The 26,604-nt window shown below is 69.9% G+C and carries 22 protein-coding genes, 2 tRNA genes and 1 pseudogene; 15 read left to right on the plus strand and 10 right to left on the minus strand.

From position 1 onward, the window contains the following. Positions 1 to 136 precede the first annotated feature (136 nt). The 5 genes from cobA to fghA all read left to right on the plus strand — a co-directional run bounded on the left by cobA (position 137) and on the right by fghA (position 3,517). Complete coding sequence (cobA, locus tag E6O51_RS18200; protein ID WP_136386438.1) at positions 137 to 991, plus strand: uroporphyrinogen-III C-methyltransferase; 855 nt, start codon at positions 137 to 139, stop codon at positions 989 to 991. A gap of 29 nt (positions 992 to 1,020) precedes the next feature. Beyond that, positions 1,021 to 1,096 (plus strand) — tRNA-Thr (locus E6O51_RS18205). A 62-nt stretch (positions 1,097 to 1,158) separates the two neighbouring features. Continuing rightward, a tRNA-Met gene (locus E6O51_RS18210) sits at positions 1,159 to 1,235 on the plus strand. A gap of 316 nt (positions 1,236 to 1,551) precedes the next feature. After that, positions 1,552 to 2,661: an S-(hydroxymethyl)glutathione dehydrogenase/class III alcohol dehydrogenase gene (locus E6O51_RS18215; RefSeq protein ID WP_136386439.1), complete on the plus strand. Its 1,110-nt coding sequence runs from the start codon at positions 1,552 to 1,554 to the stop codon at positions 2,659 to 2,661. A 25-nt stretch (positions 2,662 to 2,686) separates the two neighbouring features. Then, on the plus strand, positions 2,687 to 3,517 hold the full coding sequence (gene fghA / locus E6O51_RS18220) for an S-formylglutathione hydrolase (RefSeq protein ID WP_136386440.1): 831 nt from the start codon (positions 2,687 to 2,689) through the stop codon (positions 3,515 to 3,517). 88 nt (positions 3,518 to 3,605) lie between these two features. On the opposite strand, the gene E6O51_RS18225 is transcribed toward fghA, so the two are convergent. The 3 genes from E6O51_RS18225 to E6O51_RS18235 all read right to left on the minus strand — a co-directional run bounded on the left by E6O51_RS18225 (position 3,606) and on the right by E6O51_RS18235 (position 4,921). Beyond that, positions 3,606 to 4,022, minus strand: a complete 417-nt coding sequence (locus E6O51_RS18225; protein ID WP_136386441.1) for a putative toxin-antitoxin system toxin component, PIN family — start codon at positions 4,020 to 4,022, stop codon at positions 3,606 to 3,608. Continuing rightward, on the minus strand, positions 4,022 to 4,261 hold the full coding sequence (locus tag E6O51_RS18230) for a ribbon-helix-helix domain-containing protein (RefSeq protein WP_136386442.1): 240 nt from the start codon (positions 4,259 to 4,261) through the stop codon (positions 4,022 to 4,024). Before E6O51_RS18230 ends, E6O51_RS18225 begins: the two co-directional genes overlap by 1 nt. 183 nt (positions 4,262 to 4,444) lie before the next feature. Beyond that, positions 4,445 to 4,921 carry a MarR family winged helix-turn-helix transcriptional regulator gene (locus E6O51_RS18235; RefSeq protein WP_136386443.1) on the minus strand — a complete coding sequence of 159 codons (477 nt, stop codon included), beginning with the start codon at positions 4,919 to 4,921 and terminating at the stop codon, positions 4,445 to 4,447. A gap of 61 nt (positions 4,922 to 4,982) precedes the next feature. Between E6O51_RS18235 and E6O51_RS18240 the strand changes: the two genes are divergently transcribed. After that, a complete protein-coding gene (locus E6O51_RS18240; protein ID WP_230976844.1) occupies positions 4,983 to 6,413 on the plus strand; it encodes a DHA2 family efflux MFS transporter permease subunit in 1,431 nt (476 codons plus the stop codon). A 55-nt stretch (positions 6,414 to 6,468) separates the two neighbouring features. Continuing rightward, positions 6,469 to 7,581, plus strand: coding sequence for a glycoside hydrolase family 5 protein (locus E6O51_RS18245; RefSeq protein WP_136386445.1), 1,113 nt, complete (start codon positions 6,469 to 6,471; stop codon positions 7,579 to 7,581). Here the strand turns inward: E6O51_RS18245 and E6O51_RS18250 are convergent. Both E6O51_RS18250 and glk read right to left on the minus strand, forming a co-directional pair. After that, entirely contained in the window at positions 7,567 to 9,339 is a 1,773-nt protein-coding gene (locus E6O51_RS18250; RefSeq protein ID WP_136386497.1) for an ABC transporter ATP-binding protein/permease, read from the minus strand. The genes E6O51_RS18245 and E6O51_RS18250 overlap by 15 nt on opposite strands. 5 nt (positions 9,340 to 9,344) lie before the next feature. Continuing rightward, positions 9,345 to 10,304, minus strand: a complete 960-nt coding sequence (gene glk, locus E6O51_RS18255) for a glucokinase (protein ID WP_136386446.1) — start codon at positions 10,302 to 10,304, stop codon at positions 9,345 to 9,347. 181 nt (positions 10,305 to 10,485) lie between these two features. Between glk and def the strand changes: the two genes are divergently transcribed. The 4 genes and pseudogenes from def to E6O51_RS22315 all read left to right on the plus strand — a co-directional run. Continuing rightward, entirely contained in the window at positions 10,486 to 11,022 is a 537-nt protein-coding gene (gene def / locus E6O51_RS18260; protein ID WP_136386447.1) for a peptide deformylase, read from the plus strand. 268 nt (positions 11,023 to 11,290) lie between these two features. Continuing rightward, on the plus strand, positions 11,291 to 12,370 hold the full coding sequence (gene hppD / locus E6O51_RS18265) for a 4-hydroxyphenylpyruvate dioxygenase (protein WP_136386448.1): 1,080 nt from the start codon (positions 11,291 to 11,293) through the stop codon (positions 12,368 to 12,370). Between the two features lie 139 nt (positions 12,371 to 12,509). Next, a complete protein-coding gene (chrA, locus tag E6O51_RS18270; protein WP_136386449.1) occupies positions 12,510 to 13,724 on the plus strand; it encodes a chromate efflux transporter in 1,215 nt (404 codons plus the stop codon). Between the two features lie 88 nt (positions 13,725 to 13,812). Then, a pseudogene (locus tag E6O51_RS22315) lies at positions 13,813 to 14,133 on the plus strand (YqaA family protein); the annotation flags it as partial. A gap of 89 nt (positions 14,134 to 14,222) precedes the next feature. Here E6O51_RS22315 and E6O51_RS18280 read toward each other — a convergent pair. After that, positions 14,223 to 16,127 carry a PhoX family protein gene (locus E6O51_RS18280; RefSeq protein ID WP_136386450.1) on the minus strand — a complete coding sequence of 635 codons (1,905 nt, stop codon included), beginning with the start codon at positions 16,125 to 16,127 and terminating at the stop codon, positions 14,223 to 14,225. Positions 16,128 to 16,299: 172 nt separating this feature from the next. Between E6O51_RS18280 and E6O51_RS18285 the strand changes: the two genes are divergently transcribed. Beyond that, positions 16,300 to 16,950, plus strand: a complete 651-nt coding sequence (locus E6O51_RS18285) for a dioxygenase family protein (protein WP_168735323.1) — start codon at positions 16,300 to 16,302, stop codon at positions 16,948 to 16,950. Here the strand turns inward: E6O51_RS18285 and E6O51_RS18290 are convergent. The 4 genes from E6O51_RS18290 to E6O51_RS18305 are packed head-to-tail and all read right to left on the minus strand — an operon-like array spanning position 16,947 to position 24,193. After that, a complete protein-coding gene (locus E6O51_RS18290; protein WP_136386452.1) occupies positions 16,947 to 19,415 on the minus strand; it encodes an MFS transporter in 2,469 nt (822 codons plus the stop codon). The two genes, E6O51_RS18285 and E6O51_RS18290, sit on opposite strands and share 4 nt — an antisense overlap. 33 nt (positions 19,416 to 19,448) lie before the next feature. Next, the gene (locus E6O51_RS18295; RefSeq protein WP_211091457.1) at positions 19,449 to 20,618 is read right to left on the minus strand and encodes an ABC transporter substrate-binding protein; all 1,170 of its coding nucleotides are present in this window, start codon (positions 20,616 to 20,618) and stop codon (positions 19,449 to 19,451) included. A gap of 5 nt (positions 20,619 to 20,623) precedes the next feature. Next, positions 20,624 to 22,651: a SpoIIE family protein phosphatase gene (locus tag E6O51_RS18300; RefSeq protein WP_136386454.1), complete on the minus strand. Its 2,028-nt coding sequence runs from the start codon at positions 22,649 to 22,651 to the stop codon at positions 20,624 to 20,626. 12 nt (positions 22,652 to 22,663) lie between these two features. Next, positions 22,664 to 24,193 (minus strand): glutamate-cysteine ligase family protein, encoded by a 1,530-nt coding sequence (locus tag E6O51_RS18305; protein WP_136386455.1) that lies wholly within the window; start codon positions 24,191 to 24,193, stop codon positions 22,664 to 22,666. Between the two features lie 478 nt (positions 24,194 to 24,671). Here E6O51_RS18305 and E6O51_RS18310 point away from each other — a divergent pair, with 478 nt between their 5' ends. Genes E6O51_RS18310 through E6O51_RS18320 form a run of 3 tightly spaced genes read left to right on the plus strand, consistent with a single transcriptional unit; the run spans position 24,672 to position 26,565 of the window. Next, positions 24,672 to 25,082, plus strand: coding sequence for a hypothetical protein (locus tag E6O51_RS18310; protein WP_136386456.1), 411 nt, complete (start codon positions 24,672 to 24,674; stop codon positions 25,080 to 25,082). Next, complete coding sequence (gene sctD, locus E6O51_RS18315; protein WP_136386457.1) at positions 25,079 to 26,362, plus strand: type III secretion system inner membrane ring subunit SctD; 1,284 nt, start codon at positions 25,079 to 25,081, stop codon at positions 26,360 to 26,362. Before E6O51_RS18310 ends, sctD begins: the two co-directional genes overlap by 4 nt. After that, positions 26,359 to 26,565, plus strand: coding sequence for a hypothetical protein (locus E6O51_RS18320; RefSeq protein ID WP_136386458.1), 207 nt, complete (start codon positions 26,359 to 26,361; stop codon positions 26,563 to 26,565). The genes sctD and E6O51_RS18320 overlap by 4 nt, the downstream gene beginning before the upstream one ends. The last annotated feature ends 39 nt before the right edge of the window (positions 26,566 to 26,604 follow it).

Consider the following 26,604-nt stretch of genomic DNA (forward strand, 5'->3'; position numbering starts at 1 on the left):
ATTGCCGGAAATCGGCCTAAGTCAGCCAGGGCGGACTTTGTTCCCCTACGAAAAGTACGTCTTTAACACGCATCAATTTCAGCCGGTCACCCCCGCTGCTAGAGTCCGCCACACGCTTTCGGCGAGAGGAAACACCATGAATGCCCGGCCTTCCAGCAGCTTCATCCGCATCCCCCTCGAGAGCAGACTGCATGGCGAGGCGCGGCCCGCCTGGCTGGGCTTCGAGACGCGCACCGGCCGGGTCAGCCTGGTCGGCGCCGGTCCGGGCGACGCCGAACTGCTCACCGTGCGCGCCGCGCGCCGCATCGCCGACGCCGACGCCGTGGTGTACGACCACCTGGTCGGCGACGGCATCCTCGAACTCGTCCGCCCCGACGCCCAGCTCATCTACGTCGGCAAGGAAGCCGGCAACCACGCCCTGCCCCAGGACGAGATCAACCGCCTGCTCGTCAAGCTGGCCCGCCAGGGTCTGAAAGTAGTGCGCCTGAAGGGCGGCGACCCCTTCATCTTCGGACGCGGCGGCGAGGAGATGCAGGAACTGGTCGAAGCCGGCATCGCCTGCGAGGTCGTGCCCGGCGTCACCGCCGCCGCCGGCATGGCCGCCTGTACCGGCATCCCGCTGACCCACCGCGACCACGCCCAGACCCTGATCTTCACCACCGGCCATCTCAAGGACGGCACCGTGAACCTGGACTGGACCGCACTGGCCCGCCCGCACCAGACCGTGGTCATCTACATGGGCCTGGGCGCGCTGGAGATCATCTGCACCCAGCTCGTCGCCCACGGCCTGCCCGCCGACACGCCGGCCGCCGTGGTACATGCCGCCACCACGCCGCAGCAGCGCATCGTCACCGCCCCCGTGCGCAACCTGCCCGCGAGCGTGCGAGCCGCCGGCCTCTCCACCCCGTCGCTGATCGTCATCGGCCCGGTCGTGGACCTGCACCACGTCCTCTGTCCGGCCGCCGTGGAGGCCCTCGCCCTCACGGCCTGACCCCGCGCATGCGCTATAATCCGGCCCGCGCCGGCATAGCTCAGCAGGTAGAGCAGCGGTTTTGTAAACCGAAGGTCGCGGGTTCGATCCCTGCTGCCGGCACCAGGAATTTTCTCGATAGCTTCTTGACCGGCAACGCCGGTTCAGCTATAGTTCTCTTTCTCCGACGCGGGGTGGAGCAGTCTGGCAGCTCGTCGGGCTCATAACCCGAAGGTCGCAGGTTCAAATCCTGCCCCCGCAACCAAAATCGCTGAAAAGCCAATCACCCGACGGTGGTTGGCTTTTTTGCTTTGGGTCCATCGAAGGCAGTGTGTTGTTCCTGGCGGCACAACCTACGGGCACTTCGTCATGCGCCGTAGCTTGCGCCTGAAAGCCCTGCTTCCAAGTGCTGCTCCACAACCCTCTGCGGAAGGGTTTTCCCACCTTGCGGAAACCGGCGGCGGCCGCCAGAACTCCATGGACGGAGTCGTCACCCTCGTGGGTTACCATCTTCGGCTATCCGCTTCGGCGACCGCCCGCCGGTCATCCCTTCACCTGCCCTTACCCACAGGAGGACCGCCATGAAATCCCGCGCCGCCGTTGCCTTCGCCCCCGGCAAACCCCTCGAGATCGTCGAGATCGACGTGGCCCCGCCAAAAAAGGGCGAAGTGCTGGTGAGGATCACCCATACCGGCGTGTGCCATACCGACGCCTTCACCCTCAGCGGGGACGACCCGGAGGGCGTCTTCCCCGCCGTGCTGGGCCACGAGGGCGCCGGCATCGTAGTGGAGGTGGGCGAAGGCGTGACCAGCGTGAAGCCGGGCGATCACGTGATTCCGCTCTACACCGCCGAATGCGGCGAGTGCCTGTTCTGCAAGTCGGGCAAGACCAATCTGTGCGTGGCGGTGCGCGCTACCCAGGGCAAGGGCCTGATGCCGGACGGCACCACCCGCTTCTCCTACGACGGCCAGCCCATCTACCACTACATGGGCTGTTCCACCTTCAGCGAGTACACGGTGGTGGCCGAGGTGTCCCTGGCGAAGATCCACCCGGACGCCAACCCGGAGCACGTCTGCCTGCTGGGCTGCGGCGTGACCACCGGGCTGGGCGCGGTGAAGAACACGGCCAGGGTGCAGGAAGGCGATTCCGTGGCCGTGTTCGGCCTGGGGGGGATCGGCCTGGCGGTGATCCACGGCGCCCAGCTGGCCAACGCCGGGCGCATCATCGCCATCGACACCAATCCCGACAAGTTCGCCCTGGCCCGGCACTTCGGCGCCACGGACTGCGTGAACCCGGCGGACTTCGACAAGCCCATCCAGCAGGTCATCGTGGAGATGACGGGCTGGGGCGTGGACCACAGCTTCGAGTGCATCGGCAACGTGAACGTGATGCGCGCGGCGCTGGAATGCGCCCACCGGGGCTGGGGCCAGTCGGTCATCATCGGCGTGGCCGGGGCCGGGCAGGAGATCAGCACGCGCCCCTTCCAACTCGTCACCGGCCGCCGCTGGCTGGGCACCGCCTTCGGCGGGGTGAAAGGGCGGTCGCAACTGCCCGGCATGGTGGAAGACGCCATGGCCGGCCGCATCCAGCTCGCACCCTTCGTCACCCACACCCTGCCGCTGGCGGACATCAACGAGACCTTCGACCTGATGCATGAGGGCAAGTCCATCCGTAGCGTCATCCACTACTGACCTGACCCGCGCGAGGCCCGATCCCATGGAGCGCATCGAACGACACGCCAGCCACGGCGGTTTCCAGGAGGTGTGGCAGCACACCTCCTCCACCTTGGGCAGCGGGATGCACTTCGGCATCTACCTGCCCGCCGCGGCCCTGGCCGGCCGCCGCTGTCCGGTGCTGTACTGGCTTTCGGGCCTGACCTGCACGGAGCAGAACTTCATCACCAAGGCCGGCGCCCAGCGCTACGCCGCCGAGCACGGCCTCATCGTCGTCGCGCCGGACACCAGCCCGCGGGGCGAGAACGTGGCCGACGATCCGGCCTACGACCTGGGCCAGGGCGCCGGTTTCTACGTCAACGCCGCCCAGCAGCCGTGGGCCAGGCACTACCGCATGTATGACTACGTGGTGGACGAACTGCCGGCGCTGGTGGAAACGGAATTCCCCGCCAGCGCTGCCCGGGCGATCAGCGGGCATTCCATGGGCGGGCACGGCGCCCTGACCATCGCCCTGCGCAATCCGGGCCGCTACCGCAGCGTGTCGGCCTTCTCGCCCATCGCCGCGCCGAGCCGGGTGCCCTGGGGTGAAAAGGCCTTCGGCGCCTACCTGGGCGCGGACCGGGAGGCCTGGAAGCAGCACGACACGGTGGAACTGCTCAGAGGCGCGACCGAGCGCCTGCCGCTGCTGGTCGAACAGGGCGGCGACGACGAGTTCCTGGAAAGCCAGTTGAAGCCGGAACTGCTGCAGGCGGCGTGCGAAGCCGCCGGGCATCCGCTGCAACTGAACATCCGCCCGGGTTACGACCACAGCTATTACTTCATCGCCAGCTTCATCGGCGAGCACATCGCCCATCACGCCGCGGCCTTGCGCTGATCCCTGCTCCAACGGTCGGCCAGGGCCGAACTGAACGAGGAACATGGCGCAGCGTATGCACGGTCCGCGGTAAGGCGGCGTGTTCCGCCTACCCCTTCAGCACTTCGATGCAGAATGTGCCCGGCGTCAGGATGCGCGTGCGCCCCAGATGGCCACGCTGCAACAGCCCTGCCCGGCGGTCGCCCGTCACGAGGAAATCCGCCTTGCCAACCTCGGCCATCGCCAGCAGAAAGGCGTCGTCCGGGTCGTCGGCTTCGAAGTTTCGCGGCAACTGCTCCAGCACCACGGCGCGTTGCAGGTTGTTGATCATCACGCCGACCTTCGCCGGCTGCAGCACCGCCTGCAGCTTAGGGTAACGGCTGGCGCGGCGGATCTCGTCCAGTTGCGCGCGTGAAGTCACCAGATCGAAGCGCGCCGTGCGCCAGGCGCGGTAGATCATGTCCGGCGCGCCATGGGGCGAGATCAGCGCGCTGAAGAGGATGTTGGTGTCCAGCACCACACGCATTACCGCGCCCTGGCCCAGCCGAGCGCCTCATCGACCATCGCGGCCAGTTCGGCTTCGCCGATGCCCGCATTGGCCACTTTCGCCTCTTCCGCACTCAGTTCCAGGATGTGGGCACGCACCGCCTCCTCGATGAAGCGCGACAGGTCGCCCTTGCGTCCGCCCCCCTGGCTGGCGAGGAACATCCGCAGAGCCTGATCGGTTTCGGCGGAAACCGCCACATTCCAGCGTGTCGTCGACATCGGATTCCCCTGTATAAGTGTTTATGGACATATGTGTTTATACATCCAACCCGGCTGCCACGCCATCCCGGTTTCCGGCGGCAGGATGGGCAACAATGACCGGAACGGCACCTGGTTGCGGGGGCAGGATTTGAACCTGCATGGAGGCAACCCGTCTGCAACGACGCACGAGTCTGCCGCCTCCTACCGTTCTTCCTCGGCCCCCTGCGATTCGCCCGCCCTGCCCTGGGCGACGATCCGCTCCAGCAGGCGTATGCCGCCGACCAGTTCGTCGGGCGGGATGCCGGCCAGCATCTCGGTGCGCACCGCCACCACGTCGCCTTCCATCCGGCGCGCCGCTTCCAGTCCGGCCGCGGTGATCTCCACGTGCTTCCGGCGCCGGTCGCGGCTGTCCGCCACCCGTCTCAGCCAGCCTTTCTGCTCCATGCGGTCGAGGGTCCTGACCAAAGTGGGGTTTTCCACGCCCAGGCGCGCGGCGAGTTCGCTCTGGTTGCAGGGGGCACCGTCCTGGCTCAGCAGCCAGAGGATGCGCCAGGTGGCCTGGGTCATGCCGTAGGGTCGGAGGCGGTTGTCCAGCCGGGTACGCCACAGGGCGGAGGCGCGATGCAGCAGGGTGGCATAGCGGGCCGAGTCGTCGTGGATCGGATCGTGCTGAGTCATGTTGTAGGCTAATAGTTAGCTTGCTAATATCTTTGCTCTTTCCGCTTGAGCTGTCCATATCTTGAAGCATTCCTGGGCTCCCACCCGCGAGTCGCTGGTGGAGCGATTCGGTGATCGATACGCTTGGCTGGCGTTGCTCGTCGTTGCGTTCGGCACCGTCGCGGCGGTGCTGTCCACGACCAGTTTCAACGTGGCGATTCCCGCCCTGGTGGCCCATTTCGGTCTGGGGCAGGAGCGCATCCAGTGGTCCATCACCGGCTTCATGGGCGCGATGACGGTGGCGATGCTCCCCACACCCTGGCTGCTGGAACGCTTCGGTTTCCGGCGCTGTTTCCTGGCGGCCATCGCGGTGCTGGCCGCCGCCAGCGTGGCCGGCAGCCTGTCGCCGAGCATCGGCTTCATGGTGACGATGCGCGTGGTCCAGGGCCTGGCGGCCGGTCTGCTGCAGCCCCTGGGCACGCTGGCCGTGCTGCGCCTGTTTCCGGCGCACCGGCAGGGCAAGGCGTCGGGCATCCTGGGCTTCGGCATCATCCTCGCCCCGGCGGTGGCCCCGGCTCTGGGCGGGCTGCTGCTGGACCACTACGGCTGGCCGGCCATCTTCTGGATCAACCTGCCCTTCTGCCTGGTGGCCGGCGTGGCGGCGCTCTACCTGCTCCCGGTGGCGGGCGAACGCACGCCGCGGCCCTTCGACTGGCCTGGCGTGGGCATGCTGGCAGTGGCGACGGTGTGCACCATCGAAAGCGTGTCCAGCCTGCACCACAGCGGGCTGGGGAGTCCCTGGACCTGGCTGCCGGCGGCGGGCGCCGTGGCGGGGTTCGCCTGCTTCGTGCGGCACAGCATGCGCACGCCGGCACCGGTCGTACACCCGGAACTGTTCGCCGACCGGCCCTTCGCCATGGGCAGCATCGTATCCTTCGCCTACGGATTCGGGTTCTATGCCTCCACCTACCTGATCCCCGTGTTCATGCAGACCGCCCTCGGCTATTCGGCCACCCAGGCGGGCGCCATCCTGTTGCCCGCGGGTCTCGTGCTGGCGGTCTGCATGCCCCTGGCCGGCCACCTGGCCGACCGGCACCATCCCCAGCGGGTCACCCTGACCGGCCTGGCGGTGTTCGGCGTCTCTTTCGTCCTGCTGGCCATCTTCGGCGGGGGCATCGCCCACGGCGAACTGATCGCGGTCACCGTGCTGGGCCGGGTCGGGCTCGGCCTGATCCTGCCCTCCCTCAACCTGGCTGCCCTGCGCGGCCTGGCGCCCCACCAACTCGGCCAGTCCTCGGCGGTCATCACCTATGCCCGGCAACTGGGCGGGGTGATGGGGGTGGCCGTGGCCGCGGTCTTCGTCGAATGGCAGGCGAGCGTGCTGGACCCCGGCACCGCCCTGGCGACCGCCTTTGCCCGCAGCTTCCTGATGCTCGCCGCGGTGCTGGCCGCGGCATTCGTGGCGGGCTGCCTGATGCGGCATCCGTCCGCCAATAAGGACCGCGCCGGCTGAAAACGGCAGGCGTATGCTGGTTGGCAAATCCGGCGGAACACGGGGAGAACGAGCCATGAGCACGACAACGACCACCCACAAGCTGCGCGGCGTCAATCTGGGCAGTTGGCTGCTGCTGGAAAAATGGATGGTGCCCAGCGTGTTCGAGGGGCTGCAGGCCACCGACGAAACCACCTGGTGCGCCGAGCTGGGCAGCGCCGCGGGCGAACGGCTGCGGCGGCACTGGAACAGCTTCATCACCCGCGAGGACTTCGCCTGGATCGCCGAGCGCGGCCTCAACGCGGTGCGCATCGCGGTGGGGCACTGGATCTTCGGCCCGGACTACCCCTACCACCCCAAGTACGGCGACAACCCCTACCCCTTCGTCACCGGCGGCATCGACGTGCTGGACCGGGCCATGGACTGGGCCGCCGAGTTCGGCCTGCGGGTGATGCTGGATCTCCACGCCGCGCCGGGCTGCCAGAACGGCTTCGACAACGGCGGCATCAAGGACGTGTGCGAATGGCACACCAAGGCCGAATACCTGGACCACTCCCTGGACGTGCTGGAACGCCTGGCCGAGCGCTACCGCGCCCACCGGGCGCTGTACGCCATCGAGGTGTTGAACGAACCGCGCTGGGACGTGCCGACCGACTACCTGAAGGGCTACTACCGCGCCGCCTACGAGCGCATCCGCAAGCACTGCCCGCCCGAGCGGGTGGCGGTGGTGTTCCACGACGGCTTCCGCTCCTACCGGGAATTCCTCGGCTTCCTGCAGCCACCGGTGTGGCAGAACGTGATCTTCGACTACCACCGCTACCAGTGCTTCGACCGCCGCGACATCGACAGCGACATCTACCAGCACATCCATAAGGCCAGCGGCGAATGGCGCGACGAGGCCGATTCCATCAACGCCGCCCTGGGCCTGCCGGCCATCTGCGGCGAATGGAGCCTGGGGCTGGACCTGAAGGTCGTCTCCCTGTGGGCCGAAGGCCCTTACAACCACGCCCTGGAACACATGGACGACTTCCAGCAGGACGTGGCCAGCCGCGGCTACGCGGCGGCGCAGATCCTCGCCTTCGAGAAGCTGCTGGGCTGGTTCTTCTGGAGCTACAAGACCGAGACCACGCCCGCCTGGTGCCTGCGCGCATCGGTCGAGCGGGGCTGGCTGCCCTCACGCTTCGGGTAGCAGGCTGGGACGCTCGGTGCGGAAGGACTGGATGCGCGCCGGGCGCTGCCGCTTGAGCACCAGCTTGCGGTCGTAGAAGCGGAGCACGCCGTTGTGCAGGCTGATGTTGAGCAGCGTGGTGCTGGGCAGCTCGTGGTGCAGCATCTCCATGGTGTCCATCTCGTCCTGGCCGTCGAAGGCGCTGGTGGCCTCGTCGATGAACACCCAGCCCGGCTGCTGCAGCACGAGGCGCGCCACGCCCAGGTGCTGCTGCGCGCGCAGGGGCAGCGCGCGGCCCCAGTCGTCGCTGTCGTCCAGGCGCGGCGCCAGCCACACGATGCCGGCGCATTCGAGCGCGCGCTGCAGCTCGGCGTCGCCGTACTGCCCGGCGTCGTGAGGATAACAGAGCGCCGCGCGCAGGGTGCCCTCGGGCAGGAAGGGATGCTGCGGCAGGAACATCACGTCGCGCCCTTCGGGCAGCTCGATCTCGCCCTTCCCCCACGGCCACAGCCCCGCCACCGCCTTGAACAGCGCCACGGTGACCGCCGGGTCGCCGGTGATCAGGATGCGTTCGCCGCGGCGCACGTGGATGTCGAAACCGTCGAGCAGGCGCTGCCCGGTGGGGGTGGTCAGGCACAGGCCACGGATTTGGAGATCGGGGTGGCGCGCATGGCTGACCTGGATGTGCTCGGCGGCGGCGGCACCCTCTTGGTCGGGCCGTTCGAGCTGCAGCATGTCGTCGTACAGGGACACGATGCGGTCGATGGACGCGCGGCAGCGCGCCAGTTCGCCCAGGTTGTCCACCGGCCAGGACAGGGCCGAGGTCAGGCGCTGGAAGGCCTGGGCGGCCTGCATCAGCAGCCCCAGCGTCATCACGCCGGCGATGTACTGGGGCGCGGCGATCAGGATGGGGAACACCGGCAGCAGCGTGCCGTAGCCGGTGGAGAAGGAGACGATGCCCAGGTAGGCCACGGTCTGCCGGTTCCAGCCGCGGCCCACGTCGTCGAACAGGCGGCGCGCGCTGCGGCGCTCGAAGCCTTCGCCGTGCATCAGCGCGATGGACTCCGAATGGGCCCGCGCCCGCGCCAGGCCGAAACGCAGGTTGGCTTCCACGGTCTGCAGCCGGTTGGTGCTGCGGATCAGCGGACGGCCCAGCAGCAGGCCGAGCCCGGTGCCGGCCCCGGCGTACACGAAAGCCATCAGCACCATGTAGCCGGGCACGACCACGTCCGTGCCCGGCAGCGCAGCGCTGCCCGAGACCGCCAGCAGGATGTCGATGAAGCTGCCTAGGATGAGCACCGAATACAGCAGCGAGTGCGCCAGGCCCACCGCCGCTTCGGTGGCGATGCGGATGTCCTCGGCGATGCGGCCGTCCGGGTTGTCGTGCTCGCCGGCAGCGAACTGCAGGCGGTAGTGGCGGGCCTGGGACATCCACCGGTCGAGCACCAGCGTGGTCAGCCACTGCCGCCAGTCGAGCTGCACCCAGCGCTTGACGTGCAGGTGCAGCGCGGTGACGCCCATGGTGAGCACGAAGATCAGCACGAACACCAGGGTCAGGTGCAGCAGTTCGCCCAGCGCACGGTCTTCCAGGGCGTCGAAGAGATCCCGGTGCCAGTAGCTCACCCAGATCGCCAGCCCCACCTGGGCGACGGTGAGCAGGATCAGCAGCAGCACCGCGCCGCGCACCGTCCACTTGCGGCTGCCGTTCCAGTAGTCGCGGAACAGCCCGGCGAACTGCCAGCCGGCGCCGAGGGTGCGCGAGGGGCGCTCCGGCTCCATCGTGCTCACTCCCCCGCCTGCGCCAGTTTCGCCGCCATGCGCGCGGCGCCGAACAGGCCGAGTTGCTCGTTGATCACCACGTGCAGGGGAATCCGTTCCAGCAGCTCGCGCATGGGCGCCTTGTCGTGGAAGGCCGCGCGCACCGCTGGCTGCTGCAGGAAAGGCAGGATCCTGGGCGCGATGCCGCCGCTCAGGAATACGCCGCCGTGGGCCAGCGCGGTCAGCGCCAGATTGCCGGCCGCCGAGGTCAGCAGGCGGCCGAACAGGTCCACCGCCGCGGCCGCCTGGGCATCGCCGGCCCGCGCTGCGGCGGTGATCGCGGCGGCATCGAGGGATGGCGACGCCCCCGCCGGCAGCCCGGCGACGAAGCGGTACAGACGCTCCAGCCCGCGCCCGGAAAGCAGCAGCTCCAGGCTGACGCGGCCGTACTGGGGCTGCAGGTAGTCGAGCAGCAACCGTTGCTGCGCGTCGCGGGGGGCGAAGTCCGCGTGGCCGCCCTCGCTGGGCATCGCCACCGGATGCTCGGCGGAGCCGGCCAGCAGCGCCATGCCGAGGCCGGTGCCGGCACCGATCAGCGCACACACGCCATCGGCCTGGGGTACGCCGGGCTGCAGCGTGCGCAGGTCGTCCTTGCCCAGCAGCGGCAGGGCGAGGGCCTGGGCGGCGAAGTCGTTCATGAGATGCAGGCGGCGGAAGCCGAAACGCTCGGTGAGTGCTGCCGAGTCCAGAATCCACGGCAGATTGGTCATCTTCACCTGCGCGCCGCGCACCGGCCCGGCGACGGCGAGACAGGCCGCGTGCGGCTGCTCGCCCGGTTGCAGGAAGCGCTGCAGCAAGGCCTCGATGCCGGAGAACTCGCGGCTGCGAAACGTCTCGCGGCGCACTTCGCGCCAGCCCGCGCCCTCGCACGTGCCGAGCAGCAGCCGCGCCTGCGAGCCGCCGATGTCCGCTGCCAGAATGAGCATCTAGTCCTCTCGTCGTGGTGGCAACCAGCTTAGCGCAATCCGCCCGCCGCCGCCGTGACCGGATCGCGCGCCGGTGCGATTCGGACGGGCGGCGCGGCGACTTGCCGGGTGCCGGGCCGGCAACATAGCATGCGGGCAGGCGCGGCGCATCGCCCGCGCCCTGCCCTTAGAGGTGAGAGAAATGGCCGTCAGAACGATCCTGCGCATGGGCGACCCGAGTCTGCTGCAGCCCGCCGCGCCGGTGCGCGAGTTCGGCACGCCGGCGCTCGCCGGACTCATCGCCGACATGTTCGACACCATGGCCGCGGCCGGTGGCGTGGGGCTGGCCGCGCCGCAGATCGGCGTCGGGCTGCAGGTGGTGATCTTCGGCTTCGAGCGCAGCGAGCGCTACCCGGACGCCCCGCCGGTGCCCCGCACCATCCTGCTCAACCCGGAAATCGTGCCGCTGGGCGACGATCTGGAGGACGGCTGGGAGGGCTGCCTCTCCGTGCCCGGCCTGCGCGGCGTGGTGCCCCGCCACCGGCACATCCGCTACTGCGGCTTCGACCCCGGGGGCCGGCCCCTGGAGCGGGAGGCGGAAGGCTTCCACGCCCGCGTGGTGCAGCACGAATGCGACCACCTGGCGGGCATCCTGTACCCCATGCGGGTGCGCGACTTCAGCCGCTTCGGTTTCACCGACGTGCTGTTCCCGGACCTGGACCCGGGCGCGGATGAATAGCCGCCACTGCAAGACAATCCGCCGCAGTACGACTAGACTGCTGCACACCAGCAGAGCAGACCGGGCCGCAGATGCCCGGCAATACCGAGGAGACGACCCGGTGTCCCGCTATACCCGCCATTGCGACGGCGCCTTCGCCGTCGAAGGCAGCCCCCTGTGCATAGGCCAGCATCTGGCGCGCAGCGTGCGCGGCCGGCCCTGCGCGCCCCCGCAGTCCTGATCGATCCCTCGTCCAATTTCCATTGACCGATCGTTCAGGAGTCCTGCCATGGCAGACAGCTTCGAGAACCCCATGGGGCTCATGGGGTTCGAATTCGTCGAATTCGCCTCCTCCATCCCCGATACCCTGGAACCGGTGTTCGAAGCCCTGGGCTTCAGCCGCGTGGCCGAGCACCGTTCCAAGGACGTGGCCCTGTACCGCCAGGGCGACATCAACTTCATCCTCAACAACGAGCCGAACAGCGCGGCCTGGTACTTCGCCGCCGAACACGGCCCCTCGGCCTGCGGCATGGCCTTCCGCGTGCGCGACGCCCACCACGCCTACCACCGCGCCCTGGAACTGGGCGCCCAGCCGGTGGACATGCCCACCGGTCCGATGGAACTCCGCCTGCCCGCCATCCGCGGCATCGGCGGGGCGCCGCTGTACCTGATCGACCGCTTCGGCGACGGCGCCTCCCTCTACGACATCGACTTCCACTTCCTCGACGGCGTGGACCGCCACCCGGAAGGCCACGGCCTCAAGCTCATCGACCACCTCACCCACAACGTCTACCGCGGCCGCATGGCGCACTGGGCGGCCTTCTACGAGCGCCTGTTCAACTTCCGCGAGCTGCGCTGGTTCGACATCAAGGGCGAATACACCGGGCTCACCTCCCGCGCGATGACGGCGCCGGACGGCAGGATACGCATCCCGCTCAACGAGGAAGCCTCCCAGGGCACCGGGCAGATCGAGGAATTCCTGATGCAGTTCAACGGCGAGGGCATCCAGCACGTGGCCCTGCTCACCGACGACCTCGTCGCCACCGTGGACCGCCTGCGCGCGGCCGGCGTGCCGCTGATGACGGCCCCGCCCGGCACCTACTACGAGATGCTGGACGAGCGCCTGCCCGGCCACGGGGAGGACGCGGCGGCCCTGCAGTCGCGCGGCATCCTGCTCGACGGCAGCACCGGGAGCGGCGGCCGGCGCCTGCTGCTGCAGATCTTCTCCCAGTGCCTGCTCGGCCCGGTGTTCTTCGAGTTCATCCAGAGGAAGGGCGACGACGGCTTCGGCGAGGGCAACTTCAAGGCCCTGTTCGAATCCATGGAGCGCGACCAGTTGCGCCGGGGGATCATCAAGGCGGACGGCTGAACGGTCCCCGTCCTGTGGGAGCGGCCTTGGCCGCGATGCGGTATTCATTTTTCCAAGGCCGCTCCCACAATTCATCGAAGAGACGTCATGGGGCCGGGCTATCATCCGGCATTTCGACCCAACCCGCCCGGACAGCCCGATGCCTCCCGCCGCCCCCGCCGATGAGCACCACCGCAGCGCCTGGGCCGTCTTCCTGGTCTTCCTGCGCCTGGGCCTGACCTCCTTCGGCGGCCCGGTCGCCCACCTGGGGTATTTCCGCGAGGAATTCGTCGTGCGCCGGCGCTGGCTCGCGGAGCGCCCCTACGCCGACCTGGTGGCCCTGTGCCAGTTCCTGCCCGGCCCCACCAGCAGCCAGGTGGGGCTGGCGCTCGGCCTCGGGCGCGCAGGCTATGCCGGGGCCTTCGCGGCGTGGGCCGGCTTCACGCTGCCGTCGGCGGTCGCGCTGATCCTTTTCGCGGTCGGCCTCGCCGGGCTGGGGGACGCGCTCGCCCCGGGCGCGCTGCACGGCCTCAAGGTGGCGGCGGTCGCGGTGGTGGCGCAGGCGGTGCGGGGCATGGCGCGGGACCTGTGCCCGGACGCGCCGCGGGTAAGCATCATGGCGGCGGCCACGGCCGTGGTGCTGCTCGCCCCTTCCGCCTGGGTGCAGGTGGCGGTGATCCTGGCCGCCGCCGTGGCCGGGCTGGCGTTGTTCTCTCCGCCCGCGGTCGAGCCCCGCGACCCGCTGCCGGTGCGCATCGACCGGCGCGCGGGGTTCGCCTGGCTGGCCCTGTTCCTCGCCCTGCTCGCCGGCCTGCCGCTCGCCGCGCAATTCGCCGCCAGCCCGGCGCTGGCCCAGGCCGACGCCTTCTACCGCGCCGGCTCGCTGGTGTTCGGCGGCGGCCACGTGGTGCTGCCGCTGCTGCAGGCCGAGGTGGTGCACACCGGCTGGGTGGACCGGGACATCTTCCTCGCCGGCTACGGCGCCGCCCAGGCCGTGCCCGGCCCGCTGTTCAGTCTCGCCGCCTTCCTCGGTGCCTCCACGGTCACCGGGCCGGCGGGCTGGACGGGCGGCCTGCTGGGCCTGGCGGCCATCTTCCTGCCCTCCTTCCTGCTGGTGTTCGGCGCGCTGCCGTTCTGGGCCCGCCTGCGCGGCGCGCGGCCCATGCGCGCGGCGCTCGGCGGAATCAACGCCGCGGTGGTAGGCCTGCTGCTCGCCGCCCTCTACGACCCGGTGTGGACCGGCGCCATACACCGCGCGCAGGACTTCGTGCTCGCGCTGGCGGCCTTTATCGCGCTGATGTTCTGGAAGCTGCCGCCCTGGCTGGTAGTGCTGGCCTGCGCGGGCGGCGGCTGGCTGTTCGCGCTCGCCGGCTGAACTTCTCCCGGCCGTGCTCGCTGCCTGTCTCACCCTCTTCCTCAGCGCCTTCGGCGCGGCCACGCTGCTGCCGCTGCAGTCGGAGGCCGTGCTGGCCGGCCTGCTCGCGCTGGGGGAATACCCGGCCGGACTGCTGCTGGCGGTGGCGACCGCCGGCAACGTGCTCGGCTCGGTGGTGAACTGGCTGCTCGGCCGCTACATCGAGCACTTCCGCCACCGGCGCTGGTTCCCTGCCGGCGCGGACACGCTCGCGCGCGCCCAGCACGCCTACCACCGCTACGGGCGCTGGTCGCTGCTGCTGAGCTGGATGCCGGTGATCGGCGATCCCCTGACCCTGGTGGCCGGCGTGATGCGCGAGCCCCTGGGGAGCTTCCTGCTCATCGTGCTGGTGGCCAAGGCCGGACGCTACCTGACGGTGGCCGCGCTCACCCTCGGCCTGCTCTGGGCACGGGCCGCCATGCCCGGAAGGACACGGCGGCGCCGCGCGTCAGGCGCCGCTCATGTACCCACCACGCCGCCGTCGATGCGGCGAATCGCCATGATGGTCGAGCGCGGCTTGGCGCTGCCGCCGCCGGGGAAATGGGAGGGCTTCAGGTCCTCGCCCGGATGCTGGACGCCAACGAAGAGGGTGCGGCGGTCCGGCGTGAAGGCCATGCCGGTGAGCTCGCAGGCCACCGGGCCGGTGGCAAAGCGGCGGATTTCGCCGCTTGCCGGGTCGGCACAGAGCATCTGGTTGTTGCCCATACCGGCGAAGTCGCCCGCGTTGGAATAGTCGCCATCGGTCTGAATCCACAGCCGGCCGTCAGCGTCGAAACCGATGCCGTCCGGGCTGTTGAACATGTTGTCCGCGCTCACGTTGGCGCTGCCGGCGTAGGGCGTGCCGCCATGCACCGCGGGGTTGCCGGCGAGCACGAAGAGATCCCACTCGAAGCCGGCCACGGTGTGGTCACCGCCGGCCGGCCGCCAGCGCACGATCTGGCCGTACTTGTTGGCTGCGCGCGGGTTGGGGCCGCTCACGGGCTGGCCGTCCGAGCCGCGCTTGCTGTTGTTGGTGAGCGTGCAATAGACGCTGCGCCCGTCCGGGTGGATGGCGACCCATTCGGGGCGGTCCATGGTGGTGGCGCCGACGCGGGTGGCGGCCTCGCGGGCGAAGACCAGCACCTCGGCCTGGTCGGCGAAGCCGTTGGCGGCGGTGAGGCCGTTCTTGCCATGGGTGAGTTCGATCCACTCGCCGCGGCCCTTCAGTTCCCCGGGCTCGGCCCCAAAGCGGGCCACGTACAGGGTGCCCTCGGCCAGCAACTCCCGGTTGGCGGCCGGGTTGGCGGGGTCGTAGCGCCCTTTCGAGACGAAGCGGTAGATGTGCTCGCCACGCTCGTCGTCGCCCAGATACACCACCACGTGGCCGTCTGCGGCCACGATCAGCTCCGCATTCTCGTGCTTGAAGCGGCCCAGGGCGGTGCGCTTCCTGGGCGTGGAGGCGGGGTCCAGGGGGTCGATCTCCACCACCCAGCCGTGGCGGTGCGGTTCGTTGGGGTGGCGGGCGAGGTCGAAGCGCTCGTCGTGGCCGAACCAGCGGTAGTCGCTCTTGGCAGCCAGGCCGTAGCGCTTCTGGCGGCGGTCGGGGCTGAATTGCGCATCCGCGCTGCCGAAATAGCCGTGGAAGTTCTCCTCGCAGGTCAGATAGGTGCCCCAGGGCGTGCGGCCGTTGGCGCAGTTGTTGAAGGTGCCCAGCACCTTGCGGCCGGAGGCGTCGGCCGCGGTCTTCAGCAGCGCGTGGCCGGCGGCCGGGCCGGTGACTTCCATGGGCGTGTAGGCGGTGATGCGGCGGTTGTAGCGCGAACCGGCCACGGGCTGCCAGTCGCCCTGCCTGTTGCGGGCGATCTCGAACACCGACACGCCGTGGGCGGCCTGGGCCTTCTTCACGTCGTCGGCGCTGAGTTCCGCCTCGCCCTGGTGGGCGTAGAGGTATTCGTAGTTGGTGTATTCGTTGTTCACCGCCAGCACCGCGCGGTCCTCGGCCAGCGGAAAGAGGCTCATGCCGTCGGTGTTGTCGCCGAACTGGGCGGCCTGGGCCGCGGCATCCTGCGTGCCGGAAGGATTGAAGGCCGGCGCGCCGGGCAGCAGCGGGTCGCCCCAGGAGATCAGCGGGCGGGCCACGTAGCCCGCCGGCACGGCGAAGCCGTCCGCCGTGCTGGCCGCCACCGCCTCGAAGCCCAGCAGCGGGCTGCGGGTAGCCGCGGCCACGGCGCGCGCCACCGGCGTCGTGGCGAAGTACAGGCCCAGCGCGGCGGCGCTGGTCTGCAGGAAGGTGCGGCGGCTGAGCGCCGGCTCGATGAGGCGATCGAAATCGCAGTGTTCGAGTTCGGGGTGGTTTTCCTGCTCGGTGTTCTTGCGCGGGTTCATGGTCTGGTCCTGTCGCTCTGGGTTGCCGGGTGAGCGCACTTGATAGCAGACCTGCATGACAGCTTCGCTAAACCGCCCCGCCGAACGGTGGCGGCCGCCGGCGGTCGAATTGGACAGCCGGCCGGCAAGCGTGCGCCGGCGTCCGTTTCCTTGCCCCTGCGGAGGTGTTCCCATGTCCGGACCCCAGCTTCCCGCCCGGCCCCGCGGCCATGACCAAACCCGCCGCCGGCTGCTCGGCGGCCTGGCCGTGAGCGCGCTGGCCGCCGCCATTTCGCGCGCCCATGCGGGCGGCGCCCTGTGCGGGCCGACCGCATCGACCACGGCCGGGCCGTTCTACGTGCGCAACGCGCCGCGGCTGACCCGTATCAACCGGCACGGCGTGCCGGGCACGCCGATGCGCGTTTCAGGCACGGTATCCAGTGGCGACGGCGCACCGCTCGCCGGCGCCCAGGTCGAGTTGTGGCATTGCGACGCCGCCGGGCACTACCACCCCGCCGGCAGCGGCGACGTGGCCGATTATGCGGACGACGAGATCGACCTGCGCGGCATCGCGGTCACCGACGCGCGCGGCGAATTCCGCTTCGACAGCATCGTGCCCGCCCAGTACGGCACGCGGCGGCGCCACCTGCACTGGCGCATCACCGCGCCCGGCCACCGGGCGCTCGTCACCCAGTCGTACTGGGTCGAGGAGCGCGGCACCGCCATCGCGCGGCGCGACTGGGTGGACCGCGACACGGAGGATTGCCGCTGGCTCGCCTTCACCCAGGCTGCGGACGGCGCCGCCGAAGGGCGTTTCGACGTGGTGCTGCAGGCGCAGACCTAGCGCGCCGCGGCCTCCGCCGGCTGCAGTTCCTCCGCCGTGCCGGGCGTGCGCGCGATCAGCAGGAACAGCAGCGTCGCCGCCAGGTACAGCGTGCCGGTGATGGCGAGCCCGGAGGCGGCGCCCACCGACGCGAACAGCGCGCCGATCAGCAGCGGGCCGATCATCTGCCCGAGCTTGTCGGCCGCGCGCTGCACGCCCATGGCCTTGCCCATGCCCATTTCCTTGACCGCGTCCAGGTTGAGGGCGAAGGCCGACTGGGCCGCACCGGCGAAGGCGCTGCCCAGCCCCAGCGCGAACACCGACAGGGTGATCGCGAACAGGCTCTTGTCGAAGAAGAGATAGATCATGCCCAGGGAACCGATCAGCCCGCCGAGCACGATGAAGGTCTTCTTGTTGTGCGTGTCGTCCACGAAGCGGCCGAGCATCGGGCCGAGATAGATCACCGACAGGCCGTAGATCATCATGATGCGTCCGATGGTGGACTGGCTCACGCCCTGGTCGGCGAGGAAGAGCGGCAGCGTGAAGTACAGCAGGCCGACCTGGGCCACGGAGAACGGCACCACGCTGCCGAGCTGCAGCCAGGTGAAATTGCGGTCGCGCAGCAGGCGCCACACGCTCGCCAGGTCGAGGTTGCGCGACGGTTCCGCCGCCACGCCCGGCAACTCCGCCGGCTTGCCGAAATAGGGCCACATGAAGGACAGCACGAACACCGCCGGCAGCACGCTCAACGCGGCCCCCAGGCCGAACACCGCCACGTAGCCGAGCTGCTGGGCGAGCATGGCGCCCACCGCGCTGCCGCAGATGTGGCCGGCGAAGATCCCCGCCACCAGATGCGCCAGCCCGCGCGCGCGGGTCTGGGGCGTGGCCCACAGGAAGATGAAGCCCTGGATGCCCATCCACGCCAGCCCGTAGCCGGCGCCCACCACCGCGCGCGCTCCGACGAAGGACCACGGGCCATTGGCCAGCGTGGACAGCAGGGCGCCGACCACGGTGACCACGACCCCGGCGAGGAAGGGCAGATGCCAGCCGCGCCGGTCGGTCAGCGCGCCGGCGAACAGCGCGGTGACCAGGGCGCACAGCATCTCCGCCGACAGCGGCAGCGCCAGCACGACATGCTCGGACAGGCCGGCGATGGGCACGTAGAGCTCGCGCATGCGCAGCGGGATGAAGGACAGCGGCAGCGCCCACGCGAACAGCAGCAGGAAGGCGCTCGGCCGGCCCAGCACGTGGCGGCCGTAGTCGACCGGCGCCGCGCCCTCGACGGCCTGCTGCCCGCGTGCGCGCTGCTGGCGCAGCAGCACCGCGAGCAGCACGAAGAGTTCCACCACGAACAGCGCCGAAATCAGCACCAGCGTGCCCGAATCGAGCAGGCGCTGGCGCGCGCCGGCGGCGATGGCACCCTCTTCCAAGTGCAGGCGCAGGCTGCCGACGCGCAGCGGGCCGCCCGCGGCCGGAACGTCCAGCCCGGCGACGGTGTCGAGCCGGTCGCCTTCCGGCAGCGGCACGGCATCGCGCTCCACGCTGCCGTCGCGGTGCACCCGCGCCAGCACGCGCCCGTCAGCCGCGCGCACCTCGATGAAGCCGATCTCGGCGGCCTCGCCCATGATGCGCCCGAACGGCGCCTCGATGCCGACCAGGCGTTCGATCTGCACGCCCTTGGCGAACAGGCGTTCCAGGTCGCGCTCCAGGCGGGAGAGCGCGATGCGCGCGGTGTCCTGCACCGCATCCACGTACTGGGTGCGGAAGGTGGCGATGCTCTCCCACGAATACACCCCCTGCGCCAGCACCATCACCGCGATGGGCAGCGCGTACAGGCGCCAGCCCGACATGCCGGCCTCGCCGCGCATGGGGTTGATCAGCAGCAGGCCGCCGAGCAGCAGCACCGAACCGCCCAGCGCCACCATCGCCAGCAGGGCCAGATTGCTTTCCACGTGCGGTTCCAGGGCGCCGGTGATGGTCGCTCCGTCCACCACCATGACCAGCGCGCCGGCCACGGCATCGTCGCGGCCCTTGATGGGGAAACTCAGGTAATGCCGCCCGCCGACTTCGTGGGCGAGCATGCCGGGCGCGGCCAGGGTACGCTTCACTGCCGCGGCCAGATCACCCGTGCGCAGGGCGTCGCCGTGACTGCCGATGACGTGGCCGGCAGCGTCGGTGAGCGCCACCGTGGACACCGCCGGGAGGTCGCGGGCGATCTCGGCCAGGGTTTCGTTGAGGCCGTAGAACTGGGCGATGGGCTTGCCGAAGCGGATCGCACCCTGGATGCGCTGCGCCCAGTCGTGGCCGACCACGCGCACCGCGGCCGAGGTGGATTCGAACTGGACCTTGCGCATGGCGCCGAGGGTCAGGCCGCCGTTGAGCACCAGCACCACGGTCAGCACCGCGAAGAAGGCCAGGAACAGGCGCAGCAGCCCGCGCGAGCGGGGCGCCGGCGCGGCGGGCAACACGGATGGGACAGCAGTCAAGTTTGCAACTCCGAGGGCGGTGGCGGACCGGTTTTACTGTTCGATGGCCTGGTAGATCTCGTCGCAGGCGAGCAGGATGTCCACCGGCGGGTTGTAGCCGATCCGCTCCGCCACCTTCAGGTTGAGCGCGATCTTGGCCGGCGCCAGCCATTCCTGGGTCAGCGCCCGCGGCCGAGCGCCGTTGAAGATGCGGGCGATGGTCTCGGCATGGAAGTGGCCGACGTAGACGTAGTTGCCCTGCGCCACGCTCATCAGCACGCCGCGTTTGACCTCGGTTTCGCCGAGCATGGAGAAGGACGGCAGTTCGGCGGCGATCAGCGGCGCGGTGGCCTGCGGCAGGGAATTGGCGTTGAGCCCGCGGTGCACCGTCAGATAGACCGCATCGGCCTTGGCCGCGATCTCCTCGTAGCAGGCCACGACACGGCGCTCGGATTCCTCCTGGGGCACATCGTTGAAGGGGGCGAAGCAGCGCACGACCTCGAAGCCGCGCGCCGCGGCGGTGCGCTCGATGGCTTCCACCGCGGCGAAGGTGCGGCCCTCGGGCGAATCCTCGTACACCACGCCCAGCTTGCCGAAGCCGATGATGTCGTGGAACAGCTCGATCTGGCGCGCATAACGGTCGGGTTCGACCTTGGCGTGCAGGTGGTCGAAGCCCGAATCCTTGGCGCTCTTGACGATGCCCGCGCCGACCGGGTCGCTGGTGGAAGCGACGATGACGGGCACCGCGTGCCCGTCGTTGGCGAGGTCCTGCCCGGCCCAGGTGCCCATGGCGATCACCAGGTCGATGTCGCCCTTGCCCCGCCCATCGCCCGTCAGGCGGCGGATCAGGCGCTCACGCACCTGCGGGCGCAGGTCGCGGTCGAAATTGCCGGCGGCGTACCAGGCGTCGGGCACGAACTCCACGTAGTCGCTGCGCGCGTTCTTCGCCAGCCAGGCCCAGAAGCCGCCCGGCTCGGGGTTGTTATCGGACGGCAGTTCCAGCGGCTCCATCCAGCCCAGCGCGACCAGCCCGCGCAGCGTGGCCTTGAGGATGATTTCGTAGTCGGGGTACTGGCCCCCTTCGTAGTAGCCGATGCGCCACTTGCCTCCGGCCTTGTGCCGGGGCGCGGTGGAGGTCAGGTCCGCGTCCGTGCCCTGCGCCGCGGCGGCCGGGGCGATCAACAGCGTGCAGCAGGCCAGCAACAGCCCCAACAGTTTCTTCATGCTCTTCATGCTTCCTCAGTGTTTTGCTGCGCTCCACGATACCCCACCGCGAGCACCGTGATGTCGTCGGACTGCTCCGCGGCGCCGGCGTGGAGATGGACGTCCTCGGTGATGCGTGCGACCACGGCCCTGGCGGATTCCCCGGTGGCGCCTTCCATGAGCCGGAACAGGCGCTCGTTGCCGTACAGGCTTCCGGCCGTGTCCATCGCCTCGGTGACGCCGTCGGTGTAAAGCAGCAGGCAGTCGCCCGGCTCCAGCGTGGTCTCCAGCAGCTCGAAACTCGCTCCTTCGACCACCCCGGCCGCCGGACCGCTGCGCCCCGGCAGCCACTCTACCCCGCTCGCCCGGCGCAATACCAGCGGCGGATTGTGACCGGCATTGGCGTACAGCGTGCGGCCGTTGCGCACGTCCATGACCCCCACCACGAGGGTCACGAAGATGCAGTTCGGGTTGTCGCGGGAGAGGTCGTCATTGACCTTGTCCAGCATGCGCGCGGGGTCGGATTCGCGCTCCGAGGCGGCGCGGATCAGGGTCCGGGTGATGGCCATGAACAGCGCCGCGGGCACGCCCTTGCCGGACACGTCGCCGATGGTGAAGCACAGGTGGTTCTTGCTCAGGAAGTAGAAGTCGTACAGATCGCCGCCCACCTCCTTCGCCGACACCAGCGACGAATAGAGGTCCACCTCCGGCCGGTCCGGGAAGGGGGGGAACATCTTGGGCAGCAGGTCCATCTGGATGTCGCGCGCGATGTTCAGCTCGCCTTCGATGCGTTCGCGCGCCGACACCGCCTGCATCAGCTTGTTCACGTTGGCGTGCAGGCTGTCCTCCATGAAGGCGAAGGCCTTCGCCAGGCGGCCGATCTCGTCGCGGCGCGCGGTGGGCAGCGCGGCGGCATCCGCGACGCGGGCGCCGGAGGTGAAATCGGTTTCCGGCAGCCGCCGCGCATAGTCGGACAGGCGGTTCAGCGGCAGGGTGATGCGGTGGGCCAGGAACAAGGCGATCAGCAGGCCCGCGACCAGCGCGGCGAGAAAGATGCCCGCCTGCCCCGCCACCAGGCGGCGCGCCGGTTCGCGCATGGCGTCGCGCGAGGCGAGCGAGGCGATGTACCAGTCGAAGGGCTTGATGTAGGTCGCCCGCCCCTCCAGTTCCTCGCCGCCGGCACCGGCGAGCGTCAGCGTCTGCTCGCCGGGCGTGTGCGCCAGCGTCATCAGCCCGCGCCGGGCCCCGTCGGTGACGGCCGCGGCATGGCCGTCGTCGCCCGGCGCGACCACCATCCGGCCGCCGCCGTCGAAGATGAACACGCCGCCGCGGCCGCTGCTGCGAATCTGCGGCAGGGTTTCGGCCAGTTCGGTGCGCAGTTGGTCGAGCTGGCGCTCCACCTCGCGCTCGACCCGGCCCACGTCGCCCACCAGACCCAGCACCCAGCCCCAGCGCGGGTAGGCGACGAAATGGCCGAATTTGGGCTCGGCGACGCCGCCGCTATCCACCCACGTGAAGGACAGGAAGCTCTCGCCGAAACGTGCGCTCTCGTCGCGCGCAGCCTGCGCCAGCGGCCGCCCCTTCAGGTCGAACACGGCCTGGAGGGGAAGATCGCGCTGATCCGGGTCGGGCGACACCAGCACACGCCCCTGCTCGTCGAATACGAGCAGGAAATCGCCCTCCACCGGCTGCGTCGTCGCCAGCCAGCGCAGCGCCATCTCGCGCGCGGTTTCTTCCTTGATCGCGCCGCGCTCGGCGAGCCCGGCGAAGTGGCCGAGGGTGGAACGCAGCACCGACTGGAACTCGCGGAACTGCTGCTTGCGCGCCTCGACGGTGGCCACCTTGTCCTTGAGCAGGCTGCGGTAGCGCCCGCGAATGTTGTCTTCCACGAGCTTCAGGACGTTGCCGGCGGAACGTTCCTCGGCGGCGATGCTCTCCCGTTCGAGAGCACTCTGCGAGGAGCTCATCACCACCCCGGCCACCGCCGCCACGACCAGGGTCACGGCAAAGAAGATGCGGGTCTTGATCGAATACAGCAGCGGTATGTTGTCCATGGTGACGGGGGCTCAGACGCGCTGCACGGCCTCCGCCGCCGCGGGGAAAAACAGGGCTTCACGCATCTCGATCAGGCGTCCGATCCGCTGCGCCGGACTGCCCGCGAGCCGCTCGTAGGCAGAGAGGGCACGATCCGCGCCGTTGCAGCCGCTGCGCAGCACGTGCAGCGGATAAGCCAGCATCCATTGTTCATCCGCTTCCAGTCCGTCGGCAGCGATCGCCACCACTTCCTCGCACAAACGGCGCACCGGCCACTCCCCCGCCCGTCCGGCGAGCCCGTCGCGCACGGCGGCCTCGCGCAGTTCGGCCAGCGCCGCCCACGGCTGGCGCGCCAGCCAGGGACGCAGTGCGGCCGCATTGCGCAGCAACCCGGCCTGCAACGCGCTGGGGGCGATGGTGATCGATCGCGCCACTTCCTCGCCCGCCAGATCGACAATTTCGCGGTCGGCGAAATTGGCCCCCGGAGAGCGCCCTTCGATATAACAAAAGTCTAGTGTCGAGGCAAGCAGCTCTTCCATGCCATGGGGGCGCTCCCAGGCCTCGAAGAAGGCTTCCAGCGACGGTTCGCGGACAAAGCCGAAGCGAATCCGGGCGTCGAGAAAATGGGCGAACTGCTGGAAGGCGAGATGCCCCACCGACGGCTCCACGCTCACGCTGCCGCCGTGCCCCAGGTGGGTGGCCGGCCACGAGCGGCCGCGCAGGAACTCCAGCAGCGAGGGATGTCCCGCCACCCACGCGGTATCGCGCAGCCCCTTGTAGTCGCTGTCCATGCGGCAGGGCACCAGTTGCATGCGGGTACCCTCGCCGAACATCCATTCGAAATAGTCGCGCAGATCGGTGAAAGGCCGCGCCGGCACGCGGTGCAGGCGGTCGTCGGCGGCAAAGCGCGCCTGGCGGAACATGCGCGGCCAGATGGTCAGGCGCGACTCGCGCAGGCCGGTGACGCGGCCGTTCTCGAACGGGCTATTGCCGAACAGCGCGATGAAGGCGGGACTCGCCGCCAGTACCGCGTTGAGGGCGAACACCGCGTCACCGATGCCGACGCCGGTGGTCGGTCCGTTCTGCGCCTTGGCGTCGATGCCGGCCTTGTGGTCCCAGCCGCGGTGCTCGATCCAGTAGTCGTAGATCGGCTTGGGCGCACGGATGCGCCGGTACCCCTCGTCGTCGATGGCGAGCGCGGGATGCTGGGAGAAGTTCAGCACCGCCGCGCCTTCGGCCGCCAGCGCCTCGCGCACCTCGGCGAGTTCGGCGCACGTCCAGGCATGGAGCTGGTGCAGCCCGTCGCGGCGCCCGTCCAGCCCCACCGGGCCGATCGCGCTTTCGATGTTGTTGTAGCCGTTGTCGAGCGAGGTGCAGCCGCGTGCGCTGCTGACCGCCAGATCGCGCCCGTCGTAGGCGACGTCGAGCACCGCGGCCATGCCGCGCGCGCGCTTGAGTGCCCGCAGGTTGGCGAAGAACGGCCCCACGCAATGGGATGCGCCCGACGCCCGATCGGCGATCACCATTTCCAGTTCCACCCCGAGCGAAGTCAATGCCACCATGTCGATGTCGTTTCCCAGATTCGCCGCCGTCACGGTCCGCGCGTTACCGCTTCCGTAAGCCTGCGGTCATTTACGTTCATTTACATATCGACGGCAAGATAACGGAAGGCATGGCACAGCCATAGTCTCTGTTCAGAGACTGGGCGAGAGCAGCCACGGCTGGCATCATCCCCCGGTGCGGACCGCAGCCGCCGCGACATCTTCATGGCACGACTTTCGTCGGAAGTCCGCAGCGGGCGCGGCGAGCTTGACGGAAGAACGCGCCCGCGGGCACGCGGTGGCTGCCACAGCGTACCAGAGTTGGCATTTTTTCCGCCCCTGCACGCCCACGGCCGCGCGGGCTCTGATAATCTCCCGCCAGCCGGCGGGAAACGGCCGGGAACCTTTTCGCGGCCGCCGTTACCCACGTTCGGCCACGGTCCGGCGGACGATCCGCCGGCCTCAGACGAATGACCTATACAGACGAGGAATCGCGCTCATGACCTGCTACCGGGACCGGTCGCGCCGATGGGGAATCGCCACCATGCTGCTGGCCAGCCTGGCCGCCGCCCCGGCGTCCGCCGCCGACTGGCAGGAAGCGAGCGCCGGCCCGCAGTTCGTGGCCCTCGTCGACACCGCCTCCATCGCCCGCGACGACGGGCGGGTCTCGGCCTGGGTGTGGTACCAGCCGGTCCGGCGCGGGTACTGGACCTGGCTGTTCCGCCGCGACGACGGGCCGCGTCTGCAGGCGGACATCAAGGAACGGGCCAGCGTGGATTGCCGCGCGCGCAGCTACCTGGTGCACGATTTCGAAGGCAGCCCCCTGAGCGGGCGCCACCTGGGCCGCGCCGCCGAGGTCGTGCCCGGCTCGGCGGAAGAAGCGGTGCTGGCCTGGCTGTGCAGGGGATGAGCGGCGGCCTCGAGTTCCGCGTCTTCACCGGCGGCCAGGCGGGCTGCCGGCTGCCGCTCAAGCCCGGCCTGTACCGGGCCGGCGCGGGGCCGGCCTGCGACATTCTGCTGGAACGCTATCCGCAGGGGCAGATCGCCTTCGTGCTCTACGTCGGCCACCAGGAAGTGGCGCTGGAGGCGGTGGACGGCGAACTGAGCCTGGGCGGACAGCCGGCCCAGGGGCTGCGTCCGCTGACTCCGGGGCAGGTCTTCGCCCTCGGTGAACGGCTGTTCGCGGTGGACCACCCCGGCGAGGCCTGGCCGGAAAATCCCGTCGTCACCATCGCCGAAACACCCGCCGAGACCGTGGACGAAGCACGGCAGGAGACGCCCGGGGCGGCCCCAGCCGACGCGACGCCTGCCGCCCCTCAGGAACCCGCAGCCGAACCGGCGCCCGCGCCGGTCGCGATCACCCCGTCGGACGCCCCGCGCCGGCACCTGCCGTTCTGGGCGCTGTGGCTGGGCGGCACCGCGCTGTTCCTGGGCGTAGGGATACTGGTGCTGTTCCTGTCGCTGCGCCCGGCTCCCGCACCGGACAGGCCCGACCCGGGACGCATCGCGCTGGCGCTGGAACAACTGATCGCCGCCACGCGCGGCCACGCCGAACTGCGCCTCGAACCCCAGCCCGGCGGACGCCTGAAGCTCGCCGGCTACGTCGCCACGCGCGAACAGAAGGCCGAACTGGCGCGCGCCGCGCGCGCGATCGCCCCCTCGCTGCTGCTGCAGGTCAGTGCCGACGAGGACATGGAGGGGCTGGTGCGCGACACCCTGGCGCGCTTCGACGGCGAAGGCATCGAATTCGCGGGCCTGCGCTTCGGCGAACTGACGCTCCAGGGCCACGTCGCCGCCGCGGCGCTGCGCGACCGCGTCGGCGAGACCCTGTTCGACGACGTGCCCGGCCTGCGCCTGATCCATGCCAACGTCAGCGCCGCCGACGATGCACTGGTGACGATGCGCGACCTGCTCGCCGAAGCCGGTCTCGACGGGCACATAGCCGGCCGCCTGGACGGCAACCGGCTCGTCGTCGGCGGCAGCCCGTCGGACGCCGAACGCCGGACCTGGAACGACATCCGCCGCCGCCTGGCGGCGCGCTTCGGCGCGGCGCTGGAGATCGTCGAGAATTTCCGCACCGTATCGCCGCAGCGCAACGACGTGGTGCTCGCCGTGCGCGGCAAGGTACCCTACGTGGTGCTCGCCAACGGCGACAAGGAAGGACGCAGCACGGAGGACCTGCCCCAATGACCGAACAGCCCCCTGCCGAAGCCGAAGCGCTGTCGGCGCTGTTCGCGCCGCAGGTGGACGATCCGGCCGTCGCCGCGGCACTGCGCGCGCGCCTGGAGGAATTCGACCAGGCGATTGCGGCCGGCGGCGGACGGGAAGAATATAGGCGCTGGCAGGCGAGCCGCAGTGCCTTGCAGGCCGCACTGGACATCCTCGGCGCCTGAGGGCGTCCCGGGCTTCGAATCATCGACCATTCACTGCCG

This window comes from Pseudothauera rhizosphaerae (assembly GCF_004801305.1).
Taxonomy (GTDB): Bacteria; Pseudomonadota; Gammaproteobacteria; order Burkholderiales; family Rhodocyclaceae; genus Pseudothauera; species Pseudothauera rhizosphaerae.